Below are 23,612 nucleotides of genomic sequence, written 5' to 3'. Positions count from 1 at the left end.
CGATCAAGGAGTTATTTGTTAACCATGTCCAGTGCGTTTTTTGCCGCTCGTCTGAGCAAGGTACAACCCTCGGCTACCTTCGCCATCATCAAGCTGGCGCAGGAGTTGAAGGCGCAGGGAAAAGATATCATCGGTCTCGGCGCGGGCGAGCCGGATTTCGACACGCCCGATCATGTCAAGGCGGCGGCCAAGGCCGCGATGGATCAGGGCAAGACCAAATATACGCCGGTCGAAGGCACGCAGGAGTTGCGCCAGGCCATTTGCGATAAATTCAAGCGCGAAAACAATCTGATCTACGCGCCGAACCAGGTCATTGCCAGCACCGGCGGCAAGCAGGTGCTATTCAATGCCATCATGGCGACGGTCGGTTCCGGCGACGAAGTCATTATTCCCGCGCCTTACTGGGTTTCCTATCCCGACATGGTCAATCTGGCGGAGGGAACGCCGGTCTTCGTCTCGACCGCCGCCGCTGACGGCTATAAGATGCGGCCGGAACAGCTTGAGGCCGCCATCACGGCGCGTACAAAATGGCTGATATTGAATTCGCCGAGCAATCCGACCGGCGCGGCCTATACCGAGGCGGAGTTGCAGGGGCTGGCCGCCGTGCTGCTGCGGCATCCGCATGTGCATATCGTCGCCGACGATATATATGAGCATCTGACTTATGACGGCTTTCAGTTCCGCACGCTGGCGCAGGTCGAGCCGAAACTTTACGACCGCACCCTGACGCTGAACGGCGTATCCAAATCCTTCAGCATGACGGGCTGGCGCATCGGCTATGGCGGCGGCTCGGCGCAGCTTATCAAGCGCATGACGGAGGTTCAGGGGCATTCCACCAGCAATCCCTGCTCGATCAGCCAGGCGGCGGCGGTTGCGGCGCTCAACGGCCCGATGGATTTCCTGGCCGAATGGCGCAAGAGCTTCAGCCATCGCCGCGATCTGGTCGTCGAGATGCTCAATAAAGCCGAAGGCATAAACTGTCCGAAACCGGAAGGCGCGTTTTATGTCTATCCGGGCTGCGAGGGCTTGATCGGCCGCAAGACGCCCGAGGGAAAAATTCTGAACAACGACGAAGATGTCGCCGCCTATTTCCTCAACAGCGAAGGCGTGGCGGTGGTCTTCGGCAAGGCTTTCGGACTCAGCCCATGTTTCCGCATATCCTACGCGGCCTCGGAAGCGTCGCTGCGCGAGGCATGCACCCGCATCCAGAGCGCATGCAAGAAACTATCGTGATAGCGGGCGGCTTCTTAAACCATCCATCATCTACAGGAGAGCGATCATGACCAAGAAATCCGCCAACGGAAAAAACTCGAACCTCGATCTCGTCGCCGCGCTGAAAATCGTGCTCGCCGACACCTATGTCCTGGCCGTCAAGGCGCACGGCTATCACTGGAACGTGACCGGGCCGGAATTCGTCCAGTTGCATGAATTTTTCGGCAAGCAATATGAATCCCTGTTCGTGGCCGCCGACGAAATCGCGGAGCGAATTCGCGCGCTCGATGCGCTCGCGCCGCCCAGCATGGCGCAATTTCTGTCCCATACCACCATTGCCGAGACCGGCACCAAGCCGCTGACGGCGAAGGCGATGCTGAGCGATTTTTCCAAGGCGCACGAACATGCCATCGCCAGCATCGACGTGGCGCTGGAGCTTTCAGACGATATGGACGATACCGGCAGCGAGGATTTAATGATCAAGCGCCGGGCTGAGCACGAAAAGACGCTGTGGATGCTGAAGAGCCTGCTGGCATGATGAAATTCGGAAAATTTTTTAGCCTGGATAGCGATAACCCGTTTATGCGCGTTTTCGTGCCGCTGGGATTCCTGCAAGGCCTTATTCTTTATTGCGTGTCTCAAGACCTCATGGCCCACGGTGGGAGCCTGGATGCCATCGAAATCTTCTGGCGCGGCTATGGCGTTCTCGGCGTCGGGCTGATAACGGCGGGGCTGGCGTTTTTCCTGTCATATGGGAAAGAGACATGGTTCCGGGCCGTGGTGGCATCGGGACTGTTCGGCCTGCTGCATGCCGCGTTGTGGCTGGTCGCGGTGCCGTTTTCTGAAAAATCCCAGGCATTCGAAGAGATTTCCATCTGGTATGCCAGCGCCGCGGTGCTGACATATGTGGCCATGCCGTTCCTGCAGATATACGTGGCGACCGGCCGCCGGCAATTCGCTTACGAAGAGCTTTATCGCCATGGCTGGAACAATGGCCAGATCGTGGCCAGCAGCTATATGCTGACGGGATTGTTTTTTGCCGTATTCGGTTTGGCCGGGGCGCTGTTCGACATTCTGAAAATAAAATTTTTCCTGGAAATGCTCAAGCAAGCCTGGTTTCTCATCCCGGCTTATTTCACGGTCAAGGCCGTCGGCTACGCGATCGCGCGCGATAATGAAGGCATCGTGCATTCCTTGCGGCGTCTGTGCCTGGGGTTCTGCCGGTTCCTGGCGCCGGTTCTAGCGGTCTTTGCGATGATTTTCGTCGCCATGCTGCCCTTTGCCGGGCTGGAACTGGTCTGGAAGACGCGTATGGCGACGCCTATTTTCCTGGGCTTCTCCATGCTGATGATCCTGTTCTTCAACTCGATCTTTCAGGATGGAGCGGAAGAAAAATATTTCACCGGCATCGGCGGCAAGCTGCAGCGCGCCGCTTTGGTTATCTTGCCGGTCTTCGGCTTCCTGGCATGCTACAGCACATGGCTGCGGATCGGCCAATACGGCCTGACGCCGGACCGGTTCTATGCCGAACTGCTTGGGGCGATTGTTTGCGCTTACGGGGTGACCTACGCCTATGCCGCGTTCCGGCCCGTCCGCGCGACGGCGGCGATCCGTCGCGGCAATGTGATCGTGGCGCAGGGGCTGATCGTGGTCGCCATCATCACGCTGATGCCTTTGACCAATGCCGTGAGCCTCAGCGCCGGGCATCAATATCGTTTGATCGCCGAGAATCGCGTCGATCCGGAGAAATTCGATTTCTGGTTCCTGAAGCATCGTCTCGGTGAGCCGGGGAAGAAGGCTTTCGAGAAGCTCAAGGCCATCAAGAATCATCCGCAGCAGGAAAAACTGGCGGCGGCGATTGAGAAGGCGGATAAAGAGCCGGAGTACCGCCCTTATGATAGCGTTCCGGAGGCGCAATTGCGGGATGGCGTGCGCGGCATTCCGGTATGGGACGCGCAGCAGGGAAGCGAGGGCAAGCTGCCGGAAGAAGTGATCGATCTTATGGCGAGCGAGTATCGCTATCAGTTGCAGACCTGCGCCAAGCCCTATAATAACTGCGCCATGGTAGCCATAGATTTGGACCGGGACGGCGTCAAGGAGTGGGTGTGGCTGCAAGGCTGGAATAACCTCATATATAAACAGGGCGCGGACGGAAAATGGCAGCGCCCCAAATATCACGGCACCATGGTCATGAAAAAACCGTGGCAGGAATTCATAAAAGCCGTCACCGAAGGCAAGAAAACCATTACCGCAAAGCCGCCGCAATTCGACGAGTTGGTCCTGGGCGACGATATAAGCATTGGCTTTGCGCCGGAATAACAAAATAACAAGAATAGTGTATCGGATAAATTATGAACTCCCTTGGCTTCGATAAGCCGCCCTCGGCGACCCGCGTGGTCGTGGCGATGTCGGGCGGCGTGGATAGCTCGGTGACGGCGGCCTTGCTCAAGGAGCAGGGCTACGACGCCGTCGGCATCACGCTGCAATTATACGACCAGGGCGAAATGGCGGCGCGCAAGGGCGCGTGCTGCGCCGGGCAGGATATCTATGACGCGCGCCGCGTGGCCGAGAGCGTCGGCATTCCGCATTACGTGCTGGATTACGAGCAGCGTTTCCGCGCCGAAGTGATGGATGATTTCGCCGAAAGCTATCTGCGCGGCGAGACGCCGATCCCCTGCGTGCGATGCAATCAAAAGGTCAAATTCCGCGACCTGCTGAAGACCGCGCGCGAGCTTGGCGCGGATGCTCTCGCCACCGGCCATTACGTTCAGCGCCGGGCGGGGGATGCGGGCGCGGAACTTCATGCCGCCGCCGATCCCGGCAAAGACCAAAGCTATTTCCTGTTCGCCACCACGCGCGAGCAGCTGGATTTCCTGCGCTTTCCGCTCGGCGGCATGCCGAAGACCGAGACGCGCGCGCTGGCGGAGCGTTTCGCGCTGCCGGTCGCGTCGAAGCCCGACAGCCAGGATATCTGCTTCGTGCCGAACGGTGATTACGCCTCGGTGGTGGCGAAGCTTCGGCCCGGCGCGATCGATCCCGGCGATATCGTCGATCTCGACGGGCATGTGGTCGGGCGGCATGAAGGCGTCATCAATTTCACCATCGGCCAGCGCCGCGGCCTCGATATCGGCGACCGGGTGGGCGACAATAACGAGCCGCTCTATGTCGTCAGGCTCGACGCGGCGGCGCGGCGCGTGGTCGTAGGCCCGCGCGCGGCGCTTGGGCGCACGGCGGTCAAGCTCGCCGAGATCAACTGGCTCGGCGGCGTGGTGCCGGAGAGCGGCCTGAAAGTGCAAGTCCGCTTGCGCTCATCGCAGCCGCCTCAGGCGGCGACTTTCTATTTGCAGGCTGGGGGCGGCCTTATCGAACTTGACGAGCCGTGCTTCGGCGTCGCGCCGGGGCAGGCGGGCGTGATCTATGACGGCTCGCGAGTCCTGGGCGGCGGATGGATCGTGGCAGCTTAATTTCTTTATGAAAGTATTTATGCCGTATATATTGCGAGCATAATTTATTTAACGGAGAATTTCATGGATGCGTTAACCCTATTTCGGCGGGCGGCAATTGAAACTCTGCAGACTCGCAAAGCCAGAATTGCTTTTCAAGGAGCTGTTGTAGGCGCGGCCATGGGGGCGTATGCCTCCACCCGCGGGGTAAATCCGTTGGCGGCTGGATTAGCATTTGGCGTAGGCGCAATATTGGGGCAAACCATAACTGAAACTGCCAGGATTTATCGTAGAATACGTTCGGAGCAGTTTAATAACGGCTGATCGCGCTTCCCCCCGAACAACGCGCCGCGGCCTGCCGCGAAAGGCTTCGACGGCAAGAACGAGCTTATGCCGACTTAATCCGCCGATTGCTGCGAGCCGGTTTGCGGAAAACGCCATATCCGGTTGATTTTGCTTTGATATAGCCGCCCAAGCTAAGGTTGACAGCCGCCACCCCTACGGCTTATTGATAGCGCCTTCCGGCATGGTATGGCAGCGTAGCTCAGTGGTAGAGCAGGGGAATCATAATCCCTTGGTCGGGGGTTCAAATCCCTCCGCTGCTACCACACATAAGGGGCTTTAGCCCCTTATGTGTGGTCGTATCATCCGTGGGATTTGAACTCCCGACAAAAAAACTTTGGCTATCCACCCCGCGCCTTCCGCCGCCGCGCGGCGACCTTGGCATTGTGCTTGTACATTTTGCTGCGATGGGAACTGGCACGGGACATCGGGCCGAGCGGCGGCTCCGACGAGGCCGGCCGAAGCGATGCCATGGCGCGGGCATGCTCCACGGCGTCGGCCAGATCGTCGGAGCGATAGGCTGTTGCGGGCGTTCCGCCGCGATAATTCACCTTATATTCTCCTGGCGACATCGTCAGCACGATGCCGAACTCGCGCAATTCTTCGACGGCGGCCTTGAACGCCGGAAGAGCGGGCAGGTGGTTTGTATCCATCATCATATCGTCCTCATAAAATTTGCGTTTGCATAACAGCGGTCAAAACATTCCCGCCGCCTATCCGGAGTCCAGACTCCCAAGCTTCTTGCGCACGTCCGCCGCTTTCTCACGCAGCAGGCGCGGCAGCGGGTGTTTGACGCCTTGCGCGTCGATGACAGCGTAAGAGTCGCGGATGCCGTGCTCCAGTTTCATATCTTGCGCCGACAGCTTTCTGACGAAGCCCAGGATGGTTCTGGTTTTGCGCCAGGCGTCGCGGATAGCCGAGCGCGTATTCTTGAGCAGCGCCGCCGCCTCCCGTTTCCATTCGGCGCGGATGTCGAGTTTCGACGCGGGCGCGGGGATGAGTGCTGGCGCTTTGGACTGCGGAGCCGTTATTTCCGCCACCGCAGCAGGAAGAATGATGGCTGGCTTCGCCGGTTCTTGCGCCGGAGCCGCCGCGCCCAGCCGCGCGAACATCGCCTCCGCTTCCGCGACGTTGCCAAGTCGCGCATTGTCGATGTCCGCGAACCGTCGTCGCAGTATGTCCGGCCTCATCCCCATCAGCCGGGGCAGGCTATAAACTCCGCCGTGCCTGTCGACCGCCACAAAATCCTGCTTGTCGCCACGCGCCAGCAGAAGGCCGCTCTCCGCCAGTCCCACGGCGAATGCTTTGCCGCTGTCCGAGCGTTTCCATATGTCGCCGATATGCGCTCGAAACTCCTCAAGCTCCATTCCAAACCGCCGCACCTGCCGAATGAAGCCCGCGTCGACGTGAGGTTTCGCCTCTTCCTTTTTGCGGCGCGGCGCGGGCGAAAGCCCCAGGAAAATCTCGATTTCCCGCACCGCCTCTTTCAGCTTCTTGTGGCTGTAGCCTTCCTTCTTCACCAGCCGCGTGTCCGGGTCGATGCGGTTCCAGACCACATGCATGTGCTTCCAGCCGTCCGGGGATGTGTGAAACACGATTATCCGCGCATGACCGGAAAGGTTCTGTTTTGCTTCGATCCAGTCGGCGGCATACTCCCAATCCTTATCCGGCAAATCCTCATGCGGCGGGCAGCGCAGATGCGCCCCGTAAATCGGTTCCGTGCTGCGGGTGGCGAGCCGCATCGCCTGCCAGTCGATGCTCTTGAGCGCCTCGGCCGGGTCGTCCGTGCCGAACCGCGAACCTGATAGACCTCGACCGTTTCGCCGTTTTTGGGCCGGAACAGATATTTGGCGCGACCGGCGCCGCTCGCGTAAGTCCTGCCCTGGCCGATCATGCAATGTCTCCTCAGAAATGACGATGCGAGATAAATCGAATTCGAAAATGGAGCTTGAGACAACGGCGGCAACTGATTGAAAAGCTATGGAATTATCGGAATGGCGAGGCGGGGATTCAGAATGAAATCCTGTGGATATTAACCATTAACTCCCTAGCTTGATGACTAAATATCCACAGGATGCAAGGGAAATAATAAAAACGCATACAACCGACGAGAGTCAAGCGCCAAAATATCGGCGGGCGAAAAAACCTGAAAGCAGAGATAATCCCATTCGGCGTCAGGCCATGGGCAAGACTCTATCTGTCAGACCGGGCAGTTCGAACGGCGAACACTCAAGCGGGAAACGAGTTCGGCGGTAAACCCGGCCACGGCTCTTCCCAGGCAGAGCCGATGGAGTCAGACGGGGGGCGGGCAGCAAACACAGAAAAGCCCGCCGGGCTAAAAGCCGGGCGGGCGGAGCTACCAGAAAAGCAAAAGACCCGGCTCCCTGGGGCGGGGGCCGGGCCTTTTCCTGACTCAGATACTTTAGCAGTTACTCTGTCACAACAACGTTATCAAAATACGCATCTCCATTTGGGAAATATATATCGTATTTTTTACGCAGTTGCCGGAGCCACGACTCCACCGTATCCGTTGCAAGATGAATCGCTTGGAAAGAATCCATGCCATAAACGTCCCGACTTATTTCATCCAAGCCGACCACTTCCACCCGGCATGCAAAAAGACCGCTTCCTATATCAAAACTAACCATGTCTTGATTAACGGAAAAGGGTGCACTGATACCAATAGTGATTTCCTTGCGGACATCACTTCCCTTCAAGGAACACAGAAGCTGTCTTTCTGCTACGAATTCAGTCACGTTAGTTAGTCCTCCATGCACTGATTATATGTAGTGTTCGCCACCCATAAGCAAGCAGCTTTTTTGGCGCCACTAAGAGGCACGCAAGTATTAAGAATGCTTTGCCTAAGAGCCTCGCAATGTTCATGCTTCGCTTTGTCTGGGTTTTTAGTGTCTTCGGAATCTGAATGGCATATGCCGTTGAACCACTTATGAAAGGCATTGAAGTCTCCTGTTCCCGGCACGAGCATCGGGGGAGTTAAAACTGGCACCCAGATAGCTTGCGGGGGAGTTCTTGAAAGCCCCAACGGGTCGACATTCATCGTCGGCTTTCCTCCGACATATGCGTAGAGGTTCGTTCCACCGTTCTCGCCGATGGGGTCTCGGCTCTGCCACGTCAGATAGAACGGGTCGAGGATGCGGTGGCGCGTTTGGTAGTTGAAGTACGGCCCGGCCTGGAACATCCCGGCAAGTCTGTGGTCCGGATACACGCTGCCGTTCGTGCGGATGGCTTCGCCTCCGGGGCCATAGTCGATGCTGAAGTCCACCGCGCTCGTTGATACGTTCACGATGTCGCGCACGCTGCCCAGCATGTCAGGCATATGCACATGCTTCTTGCCGGTGTCGAGCGCGTATTGCCCTTCCGGGAAGTAGCGCCGCGCCACCGTCTCGCCCCACGACCAGCGCACTTGGCAGATTTCGTCTTGGCACCACGCGAAGTGCCATTCATAGGCGAACGCTCCCGTGTTGTCGTATTCAGTTTCAACCGTGCGGCGTCCGAGGCCGTCATATTGAAACTCCGTCTTCTGGCTCGTGTAGGTGCCTGCGCCCCACGAGGTTTTATATTCGGCCTTTATCATGCGGTGCTCGGCGTCCCAACTTTGGCGGTACATCTTGTAATCGTCCGTCACCTCTCCCGCCGCGTCGTACGTCGGCACGCCGCTGCCCGTCAGCTGGTTCACGTTGTTCGCGCTTCTCGTCCACCCGCCGCCAGCGCTGCCCGCGCTTCGGGTGAGTGTGGTGATGTTGTCCAGGCCTTGGGGCAGTGGGGTGCAGAAAAGCAAAAGGCCCGGCTCCCTGGGGCGGGGGCCGGGCCTAATGCACCAACCAACTTCACTTCTTAATTTGCAGGCGCAAAAACGACTTAGAGAGAAAATAACCCAACGCAAGGAAAAAGACAGGCACTCCAACCAAGAGAACGGGGGAATTTACACTTGCAAATATCATGACCGGAAAAAAAGATAAGACAAAAAGAGCCACTCCAAACTTCTTGCTTCCGATAATCTCTAAGGTAGTCCCACAATTACGACACACGACAATATCGTCTAATCCAAGCATACTAAAAAAGTTGATGCGAGCGCCGCATTGTGGACATTTCATGGTACCTCTCCCTGACTACTCTTTACCCTTATCAGAAGACTTATCGGCACAAACAACCTCAGAGCAATAGAGCGCTCTTCCTCCCTGACATACCAAGCCTAGGGCGCGACCACAAGGGCCAAACATCATAGCATAAGCGCAAAGAGGAGCTGTTTGAATGGCACAATGGAACGCACAATCGAACTCTTCCTTTGATGGGGGCTCGGTAGGCTTACACCATCCCCCTCCTAATGCTTGGCACATTGCTATATCTTTTACTGGGTCATCACTAAGCCCCAACCTATCCGTCTTCATCGTCGGCCTTCCACCCGTGTACGCAAACAGATTGATACCTCCGTTCTCACCAATCGGGTCGCGGCTCTGCCACGTCAGATAGAACGGGTCGAGGATGCGATAGCGCGTTTGGTAGTTGAAGTACGGCCCGGCCTGGAACATCCCGGCAAGTCTGTGGTCCGGGTACACGCTGCCGTTCGTGCGGATGCTCTCGCCTCCGGGGCCGTAGTCGATGCTGAAGTCCACCGCGCTCGTGCTCACATTCACGATGTCGCGCACCGAACCGAGCATGTCCGGCATGTGCACATGCTTCTTGCCGGTGTCGAGCGCGTATTGCCCTTCCGGGAAGTAGCGTCTCGCCACTGTCTCGCCCCACGACCAGCGCACTTGGCAGATTTCGTCTTGGCACCATGCGAAGTGCCATTCATAGGCGAACGCTCCCGTGTTGTCGTATTCAGTTTCAACCGTGCGCCTTCCGAGACCATCGTATTTGAACTCCGTCTTCTGGCTCGTGTAGGTGCCAGCGCCCCAGCTGGTCTTGTACTCCGCCTTTATCATTCGATGTTCCGCGTCCCAGCTCTGGCGGTACATCTTGTAATCGTCCGTCACCTCTCCCGCCGCGTCGTAGGTTGGGACCCCGGCTCCGGTGAGTTGATTGACGTTGTTCGCGCTTCTCGTCCACCCGCCGCCAGCGCTGCCCGCGCTTCGGGTTAGCGTGGTGATGTTGTCCAGCTTGTCCCGCGTATAGGCGAAGTTCCAGCTCGTCGGGCTGCCGGTCGTTGCCGCCGTCAGCCTGTCGGACAGGTCGTATGTGTAGCTCCATGTCTGTCCCGTCCACGGGCCGTTGCTCTCCGCCACGCTCGTCACGTTGTACGGATTGCCGCCGCTCCAGGTGTAGGCGTAGTTCCTCGGCTTGCTGGTGCCGCTGAGGCCGTTCGCGTTCGTGATGCTGGTCAGGCGGCGGTCGTTGCTGTTCGTGTCGTAGGCCCAGGTCGTCCCGATGCTGGTGCCGTTCAGCGTTCGCGTCGTCACCTGGCTCGTGCTGCCGTTGTAGCCGTAGGTGAATGTGCCCAGGCTGTTCACATGCGTCGCAACCCGCCCCAGCGTGTCGTAGGTCAGGCTCTCATTCCCGCCGGATACTGTTCGGGAGGATTCACGCCCCAGCGCATCGTAGGCGTAGGTGATGGAGTCGTTCGACGCGAACGGCCCGTTCTCCGTCTGCAGTTGCAATGCCCCGTCCGTGCCCGGCGCAATGTAGCTCCAGGCCGTCGTGCCGATGCCGTCCACCATGCTCGTGCGGCGCGGATACCATGTGTCATAGGCGAACGTCACGTCCGGCGTGCTGTTCACCTCGTTCGTGTAGCCGATGCCGGTCAGTTCGTCGGCGACATCGTATGTATAGGTCTTCACTTGCGCCAGCGCGTCCGTCACCGTGCGCAGGCGGCTGGTTTCGGATTCATAGGCGTAGCTCTCGGCGCTTGAGTCCGCCAAGCTCTTCGCCGTCACGCGCCCTTCGATATCGATGCTCCAGGTCGTGACGTTGCTGTTCGCGTCCGTCTGCGTATGCAGCGCGCCATTGTCGTAATAGGTGTAGCTCGTCGTTCGGGTGAGCGGCGCGCTGGTAATCGGCTCGGTGAGCGAGAGCAGCCGCCGGTTGTCGTCGTAAGTGTAGCTCGTCGTCCGTCCGAGCCGGTCGGTGCGGCTGTTCAGATTCAGTTTCTTCGTGCCGTCATAGGTGTAAGTGTCCGTCGTGCTGTCCGGATACGTCACCAGCGTCAGCATATCCAGCGCGTTGTAGCCGTACGTCTCGGCCCGGCCCTCCGAATCCGTCAGCGTGCCCACGCGGTCATAGCCGTCATAGCTGTAGCTCTCTTTCGTCGCGGCCAGCGCGTTCGTCGTGCCGTAGGTCACGCTGCCGAACGCCACGGCATAGGGCACCGTCACCCGCGTCAGCCTTCCGTAGGCGTCGTACTCGTTGAACGTGGTTTGGTTCAGCGCGTTCGTCGCGTAGATAAGCTGCCCCGCGCCGTTATAGGCGTAGTTCGTCACCCGGCCCGATGCGTCGGTATAGCTCGCGGGCAGGTGGTTGGTGTAAGTGCCGAAGCTCGCCAGCGTCGCGTAAGTCGGCGTCGACGAGATTTTCCGCTCCACCGTCGTCAGGTCGATATTGTTCCCGGCGTAGGTGTATTTCAACGTCCGCCCCAGCGGGTCGGTCGCCGTCAGCACCTTGCCGAGACTGTTGTACGTCGCCGTCGATAGTTGCGTCACGCTGCTCGCGAGCAATCGCCCCATCGCCGTAGGCGCGGCGAGCGTGCCTTCCTTGTCGCCCGCGCTCTGGCTTGGATAGTTATACCAGATGCGGTTTTCCAGCGCGGGCTTGAGCGCCTGCACCATCGGCGAGGGCGCGTTGCCTCCCGCGTCCAGCCAGTGCGTCACCTCCGCCTTGCTGTCGTCCGTGCCGTAGAGGCCAAAGACGTGTTTATTCCAATAGAACGTGTTTCGCTTCGACAAGTCGGAATTCACAATCGTCATGCCGCTCGGCACGCTACCGTCGCTGTTCGACATGCCTGCCGTGCTCGCGCGATACTCCACGCGCTCGGTCTTGCCCTCCGGGTCGGTCAGTTCGAGCCAGCGCGTTCCCGCAGTATAGTCGCCTCCGTAATCGAAGGTGCTATTGCCGTAGGGCGTCGTCAGCGTCGTGATGAAGCTCGTATCCGTCGTGTCGTAAGTGAACGACGACGTAATCCCCAGCACGTCGGTAATCGACGCGAGGCGATAACTGCCGTCATAGCTCAGCGTCGCCGAGCGGCTGAACGGATCGGTGATGCTCGAGACGAGCAGAGGTTTCCCCGACACCGTGTAGCCGAGCGTCGTCGTCCGTCCCGTCGCGTCGGTGATGCTGTTCACCCGCAGATAGGTGCTGTCGTAAGTGAACGTCACCGCATTGCCCTGCGGGTCGGTGATGCTGGTCAGGAACACACGGCGCGGATACGTGCTCGCGCCGTCGAATTTGCTGAAGGTCTGCACCGTGCCATTGACCTCAGTCAGCGTGTAGGACGTGACCGGCGTTCCTGTCGCGGGAAACCGCTTCAGCACCGCGCCGGATTGCTTCTCCGGAATCCAGTTCCCCGTGCCGCTATCATAATCGGGGTAGCCATTATGCAGCACGCTGCCGCCGCCTCGCGCGTAACGCGTCACTTTGCTGCCCGCCACCGAGGGGTCGTCCTGCACATAGGACGTCAAGTTGATATTCCATTTCGGGCCGACATTGCCGTAGTTCGGCGCGGTCGCCGGAACCGGCTCTCTCTGATTATAAGTCAGCCGGATATGCATATCCGGCCCCTTCGCCGGCGTGTAGCCGACCGGCGTATCCACCAGATTCAGACTCGCCAGCATCTTATGCGCATTCGGCACGCACATGCCGACACCGGCAAGCTGCTCCCCGCTCATCAATGACTGCCCCGGACTTAGTGGCTCGTCGTTTCCGCCGCAATCATGAATCTTCTCATCCTCCACCTTCGTGTCGATGATTTCTTGGCCATCCGGCGGATCCTTGCACACGCCGCTAGCCATAAACCCGCTAGGGCAGGTCGTTCCTGCATAGTTATGCATGAACGCAACATTGATGCAGCTGCTGCAATTCTGGTCGGCATAGCCTGTTCTACCCGTGCAAGGGCCGGAGGGAGGCGGCATGAACAATGACGAAGGCAGATAGGTGGGAACGCAGATCGACTGAAACTCGCATTGCGCCACCGCCGCCTCGGATGTCGAAACACACAGATTGCCGTATTCGTAGTAATCAACGCCAGCCGTCAGCGGCGCAAGCCCAGTCATGCCCGTGATGGCCTGCGTCGTCGTGCCAACACTCTCCTTCGGCAGCGCAGCGCGATTGCCGCCGCCCGTGCAGGCGCTCAGCACCGCGATGACTGCCATGCACGCCATCAGCAGCAAGGCCAACGCCCTTCCTACCCAATTTCTCGTCGTTATCTTTTTCATGCTTATCTCCTCAACCCGGCGCGAAATGCTCCGGGGGAGGGCCGCTCTATCATGGACGCGGCGCGGCAAATCCAAATCCGCCCGATACGGCCGTCCGGCCATTGAAAAAAGTAAGCTTATGTAGAAATGGGTAGGATAAATCCGCCGCGTCGGGCTCATTCCGCGCGGATTATCTTTGACGCCGGGAGGCTCCCGCCCATCGGCGGCGCTCGCCGCGCATGGCTGCGCTCCGGCGTCAACGCGCAATTCGGCAAACATCTCGCCATTCTGTCACGCGCTTTGCCATCTCGCCGCTTGACTTGCCAGACCGGCACAACGCCGCAGAGGGACAGGGCTGGGACCGGCGCCCCCGTCAGGATGGCCTGCGGCCTATATCTCCGTCGAACCCGACGGAGATATAGGCGTACCCTTGCCCGCCCCACGGGCGGTCAAGGGCGCGATCGAGCTAGGTTCAGCATTCGCTGAACCTAGCGGCAGGACAGCCTGACGGGGGCGCCGGTCCCAGCCCTGTCCCGGCGCGGAGCATCGCGCTTTTATTCTTCGTCGAGCGTTTCGGGGGAGGGGGCCGGGAATGCCGGGATGGTTTTGCTCGATGTCGCTTCCCATGACCAGCATGGGATGCCTTGTTGTTGATAGGCGGCGAGCTTTTCGTGTTTCCTGGCTGTGTAGGCTTCGTCATTGTCGATGCCGAAGACTTCCATGAACCAGTTGGGATCGGTATCCAGGAGAATAAAGTCCGGCCTCTGATCGTTTTCATCCATGCGCACCGGCTTCTTGAACTTGCGCTCCTGTTCGATAAGCCGGCGCGTGACCTCTAGTTCATAGGAAGACTCCACCGGAATATATTCCTTGCTGGTGCGCATCAGTGCCGCGTCATCGGCGTTCAGGGTGACGCCGTTTTGGAATACCGTGCATATGACCATGATCTTCTGGTTCTTGTCGTCGATGCAGGCTTTCTCTCTTTGGAAGCTCGTTTCGATCCTCTCCGCCAGTTCCTTGCCCATCCATACGCAGTCTTTCAGATAACGGATTTTAAGGCCCGCGCCGCCTTGTTCCTTTTGCGATGGTCGCCAGTCCTCAAGCTCGCCGATCAGGATCGCGGCGCTGTCTTTGCCTTTAGTGATCGCGTCGATGGCTTCACGGGTTTTCGCTTCGCTGGCGGGCCAGCTATCCTGGTATTTGGTGACTATGAACCGGTCTTGAAGGCCGTCATCGCCTATATCCATGTAAGCCGCGATCTCGTTCAGCGATTTATGGATCGTGTTGATCGTGCGCGCGTATTTGCGCACGGGATACCACACATGCAGATTGCCGTCCTGCCACAGCTTATACAGCAGTCCGAGCAGCGTAATCGAAGCTCTGGAGACGCCCGGCCTTTCTATCTGTCGTGATTTTGTTTCTGAAGACGGTGCGGTTGTCTTCGCGGGCCGCGTCAGCGGACTCCACAGATTGACGTCAAGCCTGCCGTCCTCTTTCTCGATAATCGCCGGTTGCGATTTGGATCCAGGCCCGCCATCGGCGTCGCCGTAAAAATCGCACCACGGCGCATGCAGCTTGCCTGTTCCCGGCATCCTCGCCAGGTAATAAAAATTACGCTTGGCGACATAGAGTTCTTTGGCAACTTGCTTATTCCCGCACAGGCACAGCGGCTTGATCCGGCCCTGATGCGCGCGGCGCAGCACGTTCTGCCCCGCCGATGCCTGATCGCGCAGCCATTCAAGGGAATAGATTTTTTCGCCGATGCTGATCCGGTTCATGCTTCGATAACCGTTAATTCTCCAGTTTGATGACGCTGTTGCGGGTATGGGTCAAGCCCTATGTTGAAATAGGCGGCATAAGTGTATGCTGGCCGCGTCCCATTCGGCGATTCGCTCATCCCATGCCCCCGATCTTCATTTACATAACCTGCGCGGACGCCGAGGAGGCCGAGAAGATCGGCCGGGCCGCTGTCGAAGCGCGGGTCGCGGCGTGCGCGAATGTCATTCCCGGCATGAAGTCGATTTACCTCTGGGAAGACAAGGCCGAGATGGCCGAGGAAACGGTTCTGATCCTGAAAACACAGCAGCCATTGTTCGATCGCGTGGTGGGGCTGGTGAAGGAACTGCACAGCTACGACATGCCCTGCATCGTCGCGCTGCCGCTGGTCGCCGGAACGGCGGAATATCTCGACTGGCTCGCGTCAGCCACCGACGACGGGCTGCAGGAGGCTTAACCGCGTCTTGCTTGCCGCGACATCGATTCGCGCCGCCGCGCCGAGCGGCAGTGTCGTCAAATAATCGCCATGGCCGCAGGGAAAATCGGTACAGACCGGAATACCGGGCGGCAGATACTCGCGCAGCAGATCATGCAGGCTTTTGCCGTAGGGAATATCGCCGTCGGGATCGGGAAGGCCGTCTTTCCCGCCGGTCAATCCTACCATTTCGCCGACGATCACGCCGCGTACGCCGACGAATTTCCCTGCCTGCCTGAATTGCCATAGCATATGATCGAGCTTGTATATTGGCTCGTCCATGTCTTCGATGAAGATGATGGAGTCCTTGACGCTCCAATCATAGGGCGTGCCGATCATGTTGCGGAGCATGCTGATATTGCCGCCGGTCAGGCGGCCTTCGGCGGTTCCCTCGGTCATCGCCTGCGCGGGGAAATCCTTTCCGTCCGCCGGATAATGCCCGCCCAGCAATTCGAGCATGTCCGAGCCGGTGCGCGGATCGCTCGCGGCCCGCGCGAAATTTTTTACCATCGGGCCATGGAAGGTTATCAGGCCGGTGCGCTGCTGAATCGCATGAAGCAAAGTCGTGATATCGGAGAAGCCGCAAAAGATTTTCGGCTTGCGGCGGATCAACTCGTAATCGATATGCTCAAGAATACGAAAACTGCCGGTGCCGCCGCGTGCGCAGACGATGGCGCGCACGCTATCGTCGGCGAACATATCGTTGATGGCTTTGGCCCGCGCTTGATCGTCACCCGCCAGCCTGTCATGCCGAAGCTCAATTTGCGGATGAAGTTTAACCTTGAGGCCTTTGGATTCAAAGTGTGATTTGCTCGCTTCTACCCATTCCTGCGGCGCCCAGCGCGCGGGCGCGACAATCCCGATCGTATCGCCGGGCCGCAGGGCAGGGGGGACGAGCGGTTGCAAGCCTATCCCAGCACGTTATAGCCGCGCTTGGTCAGGCAGTTGTCGATGATCTTCTTCTGACGTTCGACCTTGCTGACGGCGCTGCCGCCCCCGCCGCCGATGCCACCCAAGGCCGCGCCCGAAGCCGCGCCATAGGCCGGAACGCCCGCGACTGCGCCGACCGCAGCGCCCAGCGCCGCGCCGACGCCCGCGCCGATCAGGCCATTGACGGCGGAATCGCCCGCGACATCGACTTGCGACGCCAATTGGCGGCATTCGGCGAGGTCTTTCTGGTATTTGCCGCCGTCATAGCCCTTGAGATCGACGACGGGCTGATAATCCTGCGCGCATCCGGCGACGGCCAGCAGAGCGACGATAGCGAGGAATTTCTTTTGCATGGTTTTGCCCTTTGATGCGAAAACGAATGGAGCGACATATTAGGTCGCGGCGGATTCTATCGCAACCTTTCGGCCAGATCAACCTGTGATCACTTCCCCGCTTCTTTCTCGCAAGGGGCCAGCGCGGCAGCGCCCCCCATATCCGCATAGGAGAGATGGGACAGGAGTTCGTCTTTTTTATCCGCGTCCGCGGCGTGGTGCGCATACAGATATATATTGCCTACTCTCCGTCCGCTGGGGAGGATGGCGCCAGCGCCGAAGATGGCATCCTCGGTGGGCAGTTCCTGCATTTTCGCGCCGACCAGTTCGCCGGGACGATCCGCATTGAGCGCCTCGACCGCTTTCAGATAATGCAAGATCGCCGCATAGACGCTCAGATGCAGCAGGTTTGGCTTGCGTCCGTCGGCGCGCGCCGTGAACCGGCTACTGAAATCCCGCGCGCCTTCGCCGTCCTCATAGGGCAGGGCGTAAATCACTTCCCCGGCGATCTCCGGCGGCTGTTTTTCATCGTCGGCAAAAGGCCACGCTTGGCTGTATATGCGAGGCAGCAGCTTGCCGCCAAGTTCGCCATGCAAATCCTGGGAAAAAGCTTTGAGCGCCGCCGGTCCCATATTCAGCGCGACGATATCCGCATTGGCCGCATGCAGGTCTTCGACCAGCGAGTGGGCGGACGGGTATTCGCGGCGCAGGGCCGGAAGCTTCCGCGCGGCGACCACCTGGCCTTTGGCGGCGGCGATAATCTGCGCCAAAGAATCCATGGCTTCCTCGCCATGCCTGGTCGAAGTGCCGAACAAAGACCATGATCGCACGCCCGCGCCGGCCAATCCTTTGACCGCGCCGCGAGCGAGCCAGTCCGCGTCATAGCCCCAGGTAATAACCTGGCTCTGGCAATGTTCGGGCTGAGATGAGAACGGCCTTACCGACATGATGAGCAGGCCGTGATGTTCGGCGACCGCCTCGCGCACGGCTTCGGCGACGCCAGGATTGGGGACATTGACGACGACATCGACGCCGCCATGCTGAAACCAGCGGCGGACGATGCTGGCGCCGACGGAGGGGCGGTTCTGATGATTGCCGGTAACGATCTCGATGGGCTGGCCCAGCGCCTTGCCGCCGAAATCCTCGATCGCCATTTGCGCCGCCAGCACGGAACCGCTGCCCCGCGTCTCGTCATGAGCGCCGGTTTTTGCCGTAAGCACGCCGATCCGCACGGCTTCGGCGCCTTCAGCCGCCGCCGCGGGAAATGCAAGGCAAAGCAGCCCTGTGAGGATAAGGTATTTCATGCATGCCTATTTTATCGTCCAATTGTAGCAAAATTTGGACGAGGGGATGAATCTTTGCTAGATAATTCCCAACCATAGGGAAAGAAACATGGCAGCATATCAATATATCTACGTCATGAAAGGCCTGACCAAGGCCTTTCCGAACGGCAAGAAGGTCCTGGACAATGTATGGTTGTCCTTCTATCCGGGCGCGAAGATCGGCGTTCTGGGGGTGAACGGATCGGGAAAATCCACGCTCATGAAAATCATGGCGGGGCTGGACAAGGATTGGGCGGGAGAGGCATGGATCGCCGAAGGCGCGACCATCGGCTATCTCGAGCAGGAGCCGCAGCTCGATCCAAAACTGACGGTCGAGCAGAATGTGCTGCAGGGCCTCGGCGCGACCAAGGCGCTGGTGGATCGTTTCGAAGAAGTCAGCAACAAGCTCGGCGAGGTCGAAGACCCCGATGAGATGCAAAAGCTGATCGACGAGCAGGCGGAATTGCAGGAAAAAATCGATGCCGCCGACGCATGGGATTTGTCGCGGCAGATCGAGATCGCGCTCGACGCGCTGCGCTGCCCTCCGGGCGACAGCGAAGTGACCAAGCTTTCGGGCGGCGAAAGGCGGCGCGTGGCGCTGTGCCGGTTGCTGCTGCAAAAACCCGATTTGCTGTTGCTCGATGAGCCGACCAACCATCTCGACGCGGAATCCGTGGCGTGGCTGCAGCAGCATCTGGTGAATTATCCGGGCGCGGTCATTCTGGTGACCCATGATCGCTATTTCCTCGACAAGGTGACGGGCTGGATTCTCGAATTGGATCGCGGCGCGGGCATTCCCTATGAGGGCAATTACACCTCATGGCTGGGGCAGAAGCAGAAGCGCCTGGAGCAGGAATCTCGCGAGGAAAGCGGGCGGCAGAAGACGCTGGCGCGCGAGCTGGAATGGATCAGCGCCTCGCCCAAGGCGCGGCAAGCCAAGAGCAAGGCGCGCATTTCCTCCTATGAAAGCCTGCTGGCGCAGAGCGGCAATAAAGGGCCGGATACGCTGCAAATCACCATTCCGACGCCGCCGCGCCTCGGCCAAAACGTGATCGAGGCCGAGCATGTCGATAAAGCGTTCGGCGACCGGCTCTTGATCGAGGATTTGAATTTCAACCTGCCGCCAGGCGGAATCGTTGGGATTATCGGGCCGAACGGCGCGGGAAAAACCACGATGTTCCGCATGATCACCGGCCAGGAAAAACCGGATAAAGGCGACTTCCGCGTCGGCGAAACCGTCAAGCTCGGCTATGTCGACCAGAGCCGCGACACGCTGCATGCCGACAAAAATGTCTGGGAGGAAATCTCCGACGGCCTCGACATCATCGATCTCGGTAAGAGCAAAATCCCCAGCCGCGCCTATGTCGCTTCGTTCGGGTTCAAAGGCCCGGATCAGCAGAAAAAGGTCGGCCAGCTTTCGGGCGGCGAGCGTAATCGCGTCCATATGGCGAAGATGCTGAAATCGGGCGCGAATGTCCTGCTGCTCGACGAGCCGAGCAACGATCTCGATGTCGATACGCTGCGGGCGCTGGAAGACGCGCTGGAGGATTTCCCCGGCTGCGCCGTGGTCATCAGCCATGACCGCTGGTTCCTCGACCGCATCGCCACGCACATCATCGCCTTCGAAGGCAACAGCCAGGTGGTCTATTTCGAGGGCAACTATCAGGACTATGAGGCCGACCGCAAGCGCCGCCTCGGCGCCGAGGCCGAACAGCCACACCGGATACGATATAAGCCTCTCACCAGAGTCTAGCGCAAAGCCGATGGAATGGACCCGCCCAAGCAACTCGCGTCATTCCCGACGCCCCGCAGGGGCGAGCGGGAATCCCGTTTGGTTTGTTGAAAAAACGGGATTCCCGTTCGGCTTTGTCCGCCTGGGGCGGTCAAAGCCGCCGGGAATGACGGCTCTGTTTGATCGGAGAGTGGTCGCATGTTCGATATAGCCTGGTCGGAACTGTTCGTCATCGGCGCGGTGGCTTTGGTCGCCATCGGGCCGAAGGACTTGCCGAAGACGATGCTGATGCTCGGCAAGGCGGCGCGGCAGGTGCAGGACATGACTCATGATCTGCGCCGTCAGTGGGAGCAGCTAAGCTATGAGGCGGAGGTCGCGGAGCGGCAGAAGGAAGAGGCGGAAAAAGAGCCTCAAGACAAAAAAGATGATGCTTCGAGCATCTCTTAATACAATCGTTTATCGCGGCGTGAAGCTGGGTTTTTCTTTTCTAATGAGGGCGTTGTACAGTCTGGAAGCCGCCGCTCTGCCGGGAGGGTTGGGATTGTCCGGCTGAAGAGTGGCAATCAGCCTCCCGATGCTCCGGTCATCGATATTCTTGGGGTTTTGCGCCATTTTAGAGGCCAGGGATACAATTTCCCCGTTGTTCAGAGGTGCATAGCGTCCTTGGGTCCTCGGCATGATGATCTCCCTAAAACGATAATACGCAGTATTAAAATCGCTGAAAGAATATTATCATTACTTCCCCGAAAGTAAAAAGTATTTCACTGGCGTTAACCCTATGTCTCCGCACGATCCCGACGATATGCTGCGCCAGCCGCTTCTGGCTCATTTGATCGAGCTGCGCTCGCGGCTGATCTGGTGCCTTGCCGCTATCGGCATCGGCTTTTGCGTCAGTTATTATTTCGCCGCCGACATCTATGCGATCCTGGTGCGGCCCTTGGCCGACGCGATGCATGGCGAAGGACGCAAGCTGATCTATACCGGCCTCGCCGAAGCCTTCGTCACCTATATCAAGCTGGCGTTATGGACGGCCTGTTTCCTGGCCTTTCCGCTGATCGCGGTTCAGATATGGCGGTTCTGCGCGCCTGGCCTGTTCGCGCACGAGAAGCGGGCATTCTGGCCGTTCCTAGCGGCGACGCCGCTGCTGTTCGCGCTGGGGGCGGCGATGGCCTATTTCGTCGTCATGCCGGTCGCCTGGAAATTCTTTCTCTCGTTCGAGAACAATTCGGCGGGGGGAATGCCGATCCAGCTCGAGGCGCGAGTCAGCGAATATCTGTCCATCGCGATGATGCTGATCTTTTCCTTCGGCGCGGCGTTTGAGCTGCCGGTGCTGCTGGTGCTGCTGGTGCGGGTCGGCGTGCTGTCGGTCGAGCAGCTGGTGAATTTCCGCCGTTTCGCCGTCGTGGCGATTTTTGTCATCGCCGCCGTCATTACGCCCCCGGATGTGCTGAGCCAGCTTCTGCTCGCGCTGCCCTTATGGGGGCTTTATGAGATTTCCATCGTCGCCGCGCGATGGATGAAGGCCGTAGAACGAAAACAACCGGACTAGACCCGCTCCCCGCATGCGATTATCCTCCCCGTGAGAGAGAATCACCATGCATGACATCCGTTTCATCCGCGAAAATCCCGAAGCCTTCGACCGGGGGCTGGCGCGCCGCCATTTGCCGCCACTGGCGGAGAAGCTTGTGCAAATCGATGCCGACCGGCGCAAGATTCTGACCGCGCTGCAGGAAAACCAGGCCAAGCGTAACGACCTTTCCAAAAAGGTCGGCGAGATCAAGCGCACCGGCGGCGACGCCGAAGGCATCATGGCGGCGGTCGCGACGCTCAAAGAGCAAATGACGGCGGACGAGGCCGAGACGAATGCGCTGACCGCGCAGCTTGACGAATTGCTGGCCGCCATTCCTAACCTGCCCGCCGATGATGTGCCGGATGGCGTGGACGAAACAGGCAATAAGGAAATCAAGAAATCCGGCGAGCCGCCGCGCCTGAATTCCGCGAAGCATCATTATGAGCTTGGCGAGGCGCTCGGCCTGATGGATTTCACCACGGCGGCCAAGCTGTCCGGCGCGCGCTTCACCATGCTGCGCGGCGCGCTGGCGCGGATGGAGCGGGCGCTCGGCGAATTCATGCTGGATATTCACACGCGCGATTTCGGCTATGAGGAAATCAGCCCGCCGCTGATGGTGCGCGAGGAAATCGCCTATGGCACAGGCAATTTGCCGAAAGCCGCCGAGGATATGTTTCAGACGACGCATGGCATGTGGCTGGTGCCGACCGCGGAAATTCCGCTGACCAATATCGTCAATGGCGATATTCTGGAGAGCGAAAAACTGCCGCTGCGCTTCACGGCGAAGACGCCGTGCTTCCGCGCCGAAGCTGGCGCCGCCGGAAAAGATACGCGCGGCATGCTGCGCCAGCATCAGTTTTATAAAGTCGAAATGGTCAGCATCACGACGCCGAAGCAATCCGAAGCCGAGCATGAGCGCATGACCCGCGCCGCCGAGACGGTGCTGGAAAAGCTGAACCTGCCTTATCGCCGCATGCTGCTGTGCGCGGGCGATATGGGCTTCGCGTCGCGCAAGACCTACGATCTTGAAGTCTGGCTTCCGGGGCAGGGGGCTTACCGCGAGATTTCAAGCTGCTCCAACTGCGGCGATTTCCAGGGGCGGCGGATGAATGCGCGTCATCGCCCGAAGGGCGAAAAATCGACACAATTCGTTCATACGCTGAACGGCTCCGGCGTTGCGCTTGGGCGCTGCCTGATCGCCGTCATGGAAAATTACCAGAACACCGACGGCAGCATCACGGTGCCGGAAGCGCTGCGGCCCTATATGAACGGGATGGAGAAAATCGGATGACGATGCGGCGGACGATGATCCTGGCAAGCGCGCTCATGCTCGCGGGTTGCACCTCCTGGTTCGAAAGCGACCAGCCTTATCTGCGCACCAAGACCAATCTGCTGCCGGGGCAGCATGTCGTGGTGGATAAGAAAACCACCGCTTATGCCGCGGCCCGGAAATATAAAGTGCCGATGGATGATTTGATCGTCCTCAACCGGCTGCGCCAGCCTTATGTGATCTGGCCCGGGCAGGAAATCATATTGCCGCTTGGCGGCAGCGGCGATCTGACCAGCACCGTCACCAGCGGCATGAGCAGCGGCTGGGGCGGATCGGGAGGCAGCGGCAGCGATGTCACCGCCAGCGAATTGCCGCCGCCGAATTATTCTTCCTCGGCGGTCTCGAAGGGCGGTTTGGGCGCGCCCACGCCGATCACGCCTTCGGATGAAGATCGGGGCATGTTCATCTGGCCGGTCGAAGGGCCTTTGCTGTCCTCCTTCGGCCCGAAGACCGGCGGCACGAACAATGACGGGCTGAATATCGCCGTGCCGCGCGGCACGCCGGTGCAGGCCGCCGCGAACGGCATCGTCGTCTATGCGGGCAATGAAATGAAGGGTTACGGCAATCTTGTGCTGATCCGCCACGGCGACGGCTATATCACCGCCTATGCCCATCTCGATCGCATGGTGGTGGACAAGGATTCCGTCATCGCCAAAGGCGACATGATCGGCACTGTCGGCAGCACCGGCGACGTGACCGGCCCGCAACTGCATTTTGAAATCCGCAAGGACGGCAAATCCATCGACCCCCTGCCGCTGATGCCGGTGCGGGAATCGTCGAATTAG

The 23,612-nt window shown here is 59.2% G+C and carries 19 protein-coding genes and 1 tRNA gene; 11 read left to right on the top strand and 9 right to left on the bottom strand.

Features of this window, described 5'->3' with window-relative positions:
- Nucleotides 1-24: 24 nt before the first annotated feature.
- The 5 genes from WDO70_05570 to WDO70_05550 all read left to right on the top strand — a co-directional run bounded on the left by WDO70_05570 (nt 25) and on the right by WDO70_05550 (nt 5,263).
- Nucleotides 25-1,233 (top strand): pyridoxal phosphate-dependent aminotransferase, encoded by a 1,209-nt coding sequence (locus WDO70_05570; GenBank protein MEJ0062668.1) that lies wholly within the window; start codon nt 25-27, stop codon nt 1,231-1,233.
- Between the two features lie 46 nt (nt 1,234-1,279).
- Nucleotides 1,280-1,750, top strand: a complete 471-nt coding sequence (locus tag WDO70_05565; protein MEJ0062667.1) for a DNA starvation/stationary phase protection protein — start codon at nt 1,280-1,282, stop codon at nt 1,748-1,750.
- The gene (locus WDO70_05560; GenBank protein MEJ0062666.1) at nt 1,747-3,531 is read left to right on the top strand and encodes a hypothetical protein; all 1,785 of its coding nucleotides are present in this window, start codon (nt 1,747-1,749) and stop codon (nt 3,529-3,531) included. Before WDO70_05565 ends, WDO70_05560 begins: the two co-directional genes overlap by 4 nt.
- A 32-nt stretch (nt 3,532-3,563) precedes the next feature.
- Entirely contained in the window at nt 3,564-4,676 is a 1,113-nt protein-coding gene (mnmA, locus tag WDO70_05555; protein ID MEJ0062665.1) for a tRNA 2-thiouridine(34) synthase MnmA, read from the top strand.
- 512 nt (nt 4,677-5,188) lie between these two features.
- A tRNA-Met gene (locus tag WDO70_05550) sits at nt 5,189-5,263 on the top strand.
- A gap of 75 nt (nt 5,264-5,338) precedes the next feature.
- Here WDO70_05550 and WDO70_05545 read toward each other — a convergent pair.
- The 6 genes from WDO70_05545 to WDO70_05520 form a co-directional block, all read right to left on the bottom strand.
- Nucleotides 5,339-5,656: a hypothetical protein gene (locus WDO70_05545; protein MEJ0062664.1), complete on the bottom strand. Its 318-nt coding sequence runs from the start codon at nt 5,654-5,656 to the stop codon at nt 5,339-5,341.
- A 54-nt stretch (nt 5,657-5,710) separates the two neighbouring features.
- A complete protein-coding gene (locus WDO70_05540) occupies nt 5,711-6,739 on the bottom strand; it encodes a relaxase/mobilization nuclease domain-containing protein (protein ID MEJ0062663.1) in 1,029 nt (342 codons plus the stop codon).
- 687 nt (nt 6,740-7,426) lie between these two features.
- Entirely contained in the window at nt 7,427-7,753 is a 327-nt protein-coding gene (locus tag WDO70_05535) for a hypothetical protein (protein MEJ0062662.1), read from the bottom strand.
- Nucleotides 7,754-7,758: 5 nt separating this feature from the next.
- Nucleotides 7,759-8,694, bottom strand: coding sequence for an RHS repeat-associated core domain-containing protein (locus WDO70_05530; GenBank protein MEJ0062661.1), 936 nt, complete (start codon nt 8,692-8,694; stop codon nt 7,759-7,761).
- Between the two features lie 433 nt (nt 8,695-9,127).
- Nucleotides 9,128-13,381 (bottom strand): hypothetical protein, encoded by a 4,254-nt coding sequence (locus tag WDO70_05525; protein ID MEJ0062660.1) that lies wholly within the window; start codon nt 13,379-13,381, stop codon nt 9,128-9,130.
- A 533-nt stretch (nt 13,382-13,914) separates the two neighbouring features.
- The gene (locus tag WDO70_05520) at nt 13,915-15,138 is read right to left on the bottom strand and encodes a DUF1173 family protein (GenBank protein ID MEJ0062659.1); all 1,224 of its coding nucleotides are present in this window, start codon (nt 15,136-15,138) and stop codon (nt 13,915-13,917) included.
- A gap of 122 nt (nt 15,139-15,260) precedes the next feature.
- Here WDO70_05520 and cutA point away from each other — a divergent pair, with 122 nt between their 5' ends.
- Nucleotides 15,261-15,593, top strand: a complete 333-nt coding sequence (gene cutA, locus WDO70_05515; GenBank protein ID MEJ0062658.1) for a divalent-cation tolerance protein CutA — start codon at nt 15,261-15,263, stop codon at nt 15,591-15,593.
- Here the strand turns inward: cutA and WDO70_05510 are convergent.
- From WDO70_05510 to WDO70_05500, 3 genes are all read right to left on the bottom strand, one after another.
- Entirely contained in the window at nt 15,561-16,517 is a 957-nt protein-coding gene (locus WDO70_05510) for an LD-carboxypeptidase (GenBank protein MEJ0062657.1), read from the bottom strand. The two genes, cutA and WDO70_05510, sit on opposite strands and share 33 nt — an antisense overlap.
- A 2-nt stretch (nt 16,518-16,519) precedes the next feature.
- On the bottom strand, nt 16,520-16,894 hold the full coding sequence (locus WDO70_05505; GenBank protein ID MEJ0062656.1) for a hypothetical protein: 375 nt from the start codon (nt 16,892-16,894) through the stop codon (nt 16,520-16,522).
- Between the two features lie 89 nt (nt 16,895-16,983).
- On the bottom strand, nt 16,984-18,177 hold the full coding sequence (locus WDO70_05500) for an ABC transporter substrate-binding protein (GenBank protein MEJ0062655.1): 1,194 nt from the start codon (nt 18,175-18,177) through the stop codon (nt 16,984-16,986).
- Nucleotides 18,178-18,265: 88 nt separating this feature from the next.
- Here WDO70_05500 and ettA point away from each other — a divergent pair, with 88 nt between their 5' ends.
- From ettA to WDO70_05475, 5 genes are all read left to right on the top strand, one after another.
- Complete coding sequence (ettA, locus tag WDO70_05495; GenBank protein MEJ0062654.1) at nt 18,266-19,948, top strand: energy-dependent translational throttle protein EttA; 1,683 nt, start codon at nt 18,266-18,268, stop codon at nt 19,946-19,948.
- Between the two features lie 177 nt (nt 19,949-20,125).
- Nucleotides 20,126-20,374 carry a Sec-independent protein translocase protein TatB gene (tatB, locus tag WDO70_05490; protein ID MEJ0062653.1) on the top strand — a complete coding sequence of 83 codons (249 nt, stop codon included), beginning with the start codon at nt 20,126-20,128 and terminating at the stop codon, nt 20,372-20,374.
- Between the two features lie 331 nt (nt 20,375-20,705).
- Nucleotides 20,706-21,476 (top strand): twin-arginine translocase subunit TatC, encoded by a 771-nt coding sequence (tatC, locus tag WDO70_05485; protein ID MEJ0062652.1) that lies wholly within the window; start codon nt 20,706-20,708, stop codon nt 21,474-21,476.
- Nucleotides 21,477-21,522: 46 nt separating this feature from the next.
- Nucleotides 21,523-22,788 (top strand): serine--tRNA ligase, encoded by a 1,266-nt coding sequence (gene serS / locus WDO70_05480; GenBank protein ID MEJ0062651.1) that lies wholly within the window; start codon nt 21,523-21,525, stop codon nt 22,786-22,788.
- Nucleotides 22,785-23,612 (top strand): M23 family metallopeptidase, encoded by an 828-nt coding sequence (locus tag WDO70_05475; GenBank protein MEJ0062650.1) that lies wholly within the window; start codon nt 22,785-22,787, stop codon nt 23,610-23,612. The genes serS and WDO70_05475 overlap by 4 nt, the downstream gene beginning before the upstream one ends.

The organism is Alphaproteobacteria bacterium, assembly GCA_037200005.1.
Taxonomy (GTDB): Bacteria; Pseudomonadota; Alphaproteobacteria; order UBA9219; family RFNS01; genus JBBCGY01.
The sequence above is the reverse complement of the archived record's forward strand: the minus strand, read 5'-3'. Positions and strand labels throughout refer to the sequence as shown.

Bases quoted from the DNA above. Each gene is read 5' to 3' on its own strand.
- WDO70_05570 (MEJ0062668.1), top strand. From the start codon at position 25: ATGTCCAGTGCGTTTTTTGCCGCTCGTCTGAGCAAGGTACAACCCTCG.
- WDO70_05565 (MEJ0062667.1), top strand. From the start codon at position 1,280: ATGACCAAGAAATCCGCCAACGGAAAAAACTCGAACCTCGATCTCGTC.
- WDO70_05560 (MEJ0062666.1), top strand. From the start codon at position 1,747: ATGATGAAATTCGGAAAATTTTTTAGCCTGGATAGCGATAACCCGTTT.
- mnmA (MEJ0062665.1), top strand. From the start codon at position 3,564: ATGAACTCCCTTGGCTTCGATAAGCCGCCCTCGGCGACCCGCGTGGTC.
- WDO70_05545 (MEJ0062664.1), bottom strand. From the start codon at position 5,656: ATGATGATGGATACAAACCACCTGCCCGCTCTTCCGGCGTTCAAGGCC.
- WDO70_05540 (MEJ0062663.1), bottom strand. From the start codon at position 6,739: ATGCGGCTCGCCACCCGCAGCACGGAACCGATTTACGGGGCGCATCTG.
- WDO70_05525 (MEJ0062660.1), bottom strand. From the start codon at position 13,381: ATGAAAAAGATAACGACGAGAAATTGGGTAGGAAGGGCGTTGGCCTTG.
- WDO70_05520 (MEJ0062659.1), bottom strand. From the start codon at position 15,138: ATGAACCGGATCAGCATCGGCGAAAAAATCTATTCCCTTGAATGGCTG.
- cutA (MEJ0062658.1), top strand. From the start codon at position 15,261: ATGCCCCCGATCTTCATTTACATAACCTGCGCGGACGCCGAGGAGGCC.
- WDO70_05505 (MEJ0062656.1), bottom strand. From the start codon at position 16,894: ATGCAAAAGAAATTCCTCGCTATCGTCGCTCTGCTGGCCGTCGCCGGA.
- WDO70_05500 (MEJ0062655.1), bottom strand. From the start codon at position 18,177: ATGAAATACCTTATCCTCACAGGGCTGCTTTGCCTTGCATTTCCCGCG.
- ettA (MEJ0062654.1), top strand. From the start codon at position 18,266: ATGGCAGCATATCAATATATCTACGTCATGAAAGGCCTGACCAAGGCC.
- tatB (MEJ0062653.1), top strand. From the start codon at position 20,126: ATGTTCGATATAGCCTGGTCGGAACTGTTCGTCATCGGCGCGGTGGCT.
- tatC (MEJ0062652.1), top strand. From the start codon at position 20,706: ATGTCTCCGCACGATCCCGACGATATGCTGCGCCAGCCGCTTCTGGCT.
- serS (MEJ0062651.1), top strand. From the start codon at position 21,523: ATGCATGACATCCGTTTCATCCGCGAAAATCCCGAAGCCTTCGACCGG.
- WDO70_05475 (MEJ0062650.1), top strand. From the start codon at position 22,785: ATGACGATGCGGCGGACGATGATCCTGGCAAGCGCGCTCATGCTCGCG.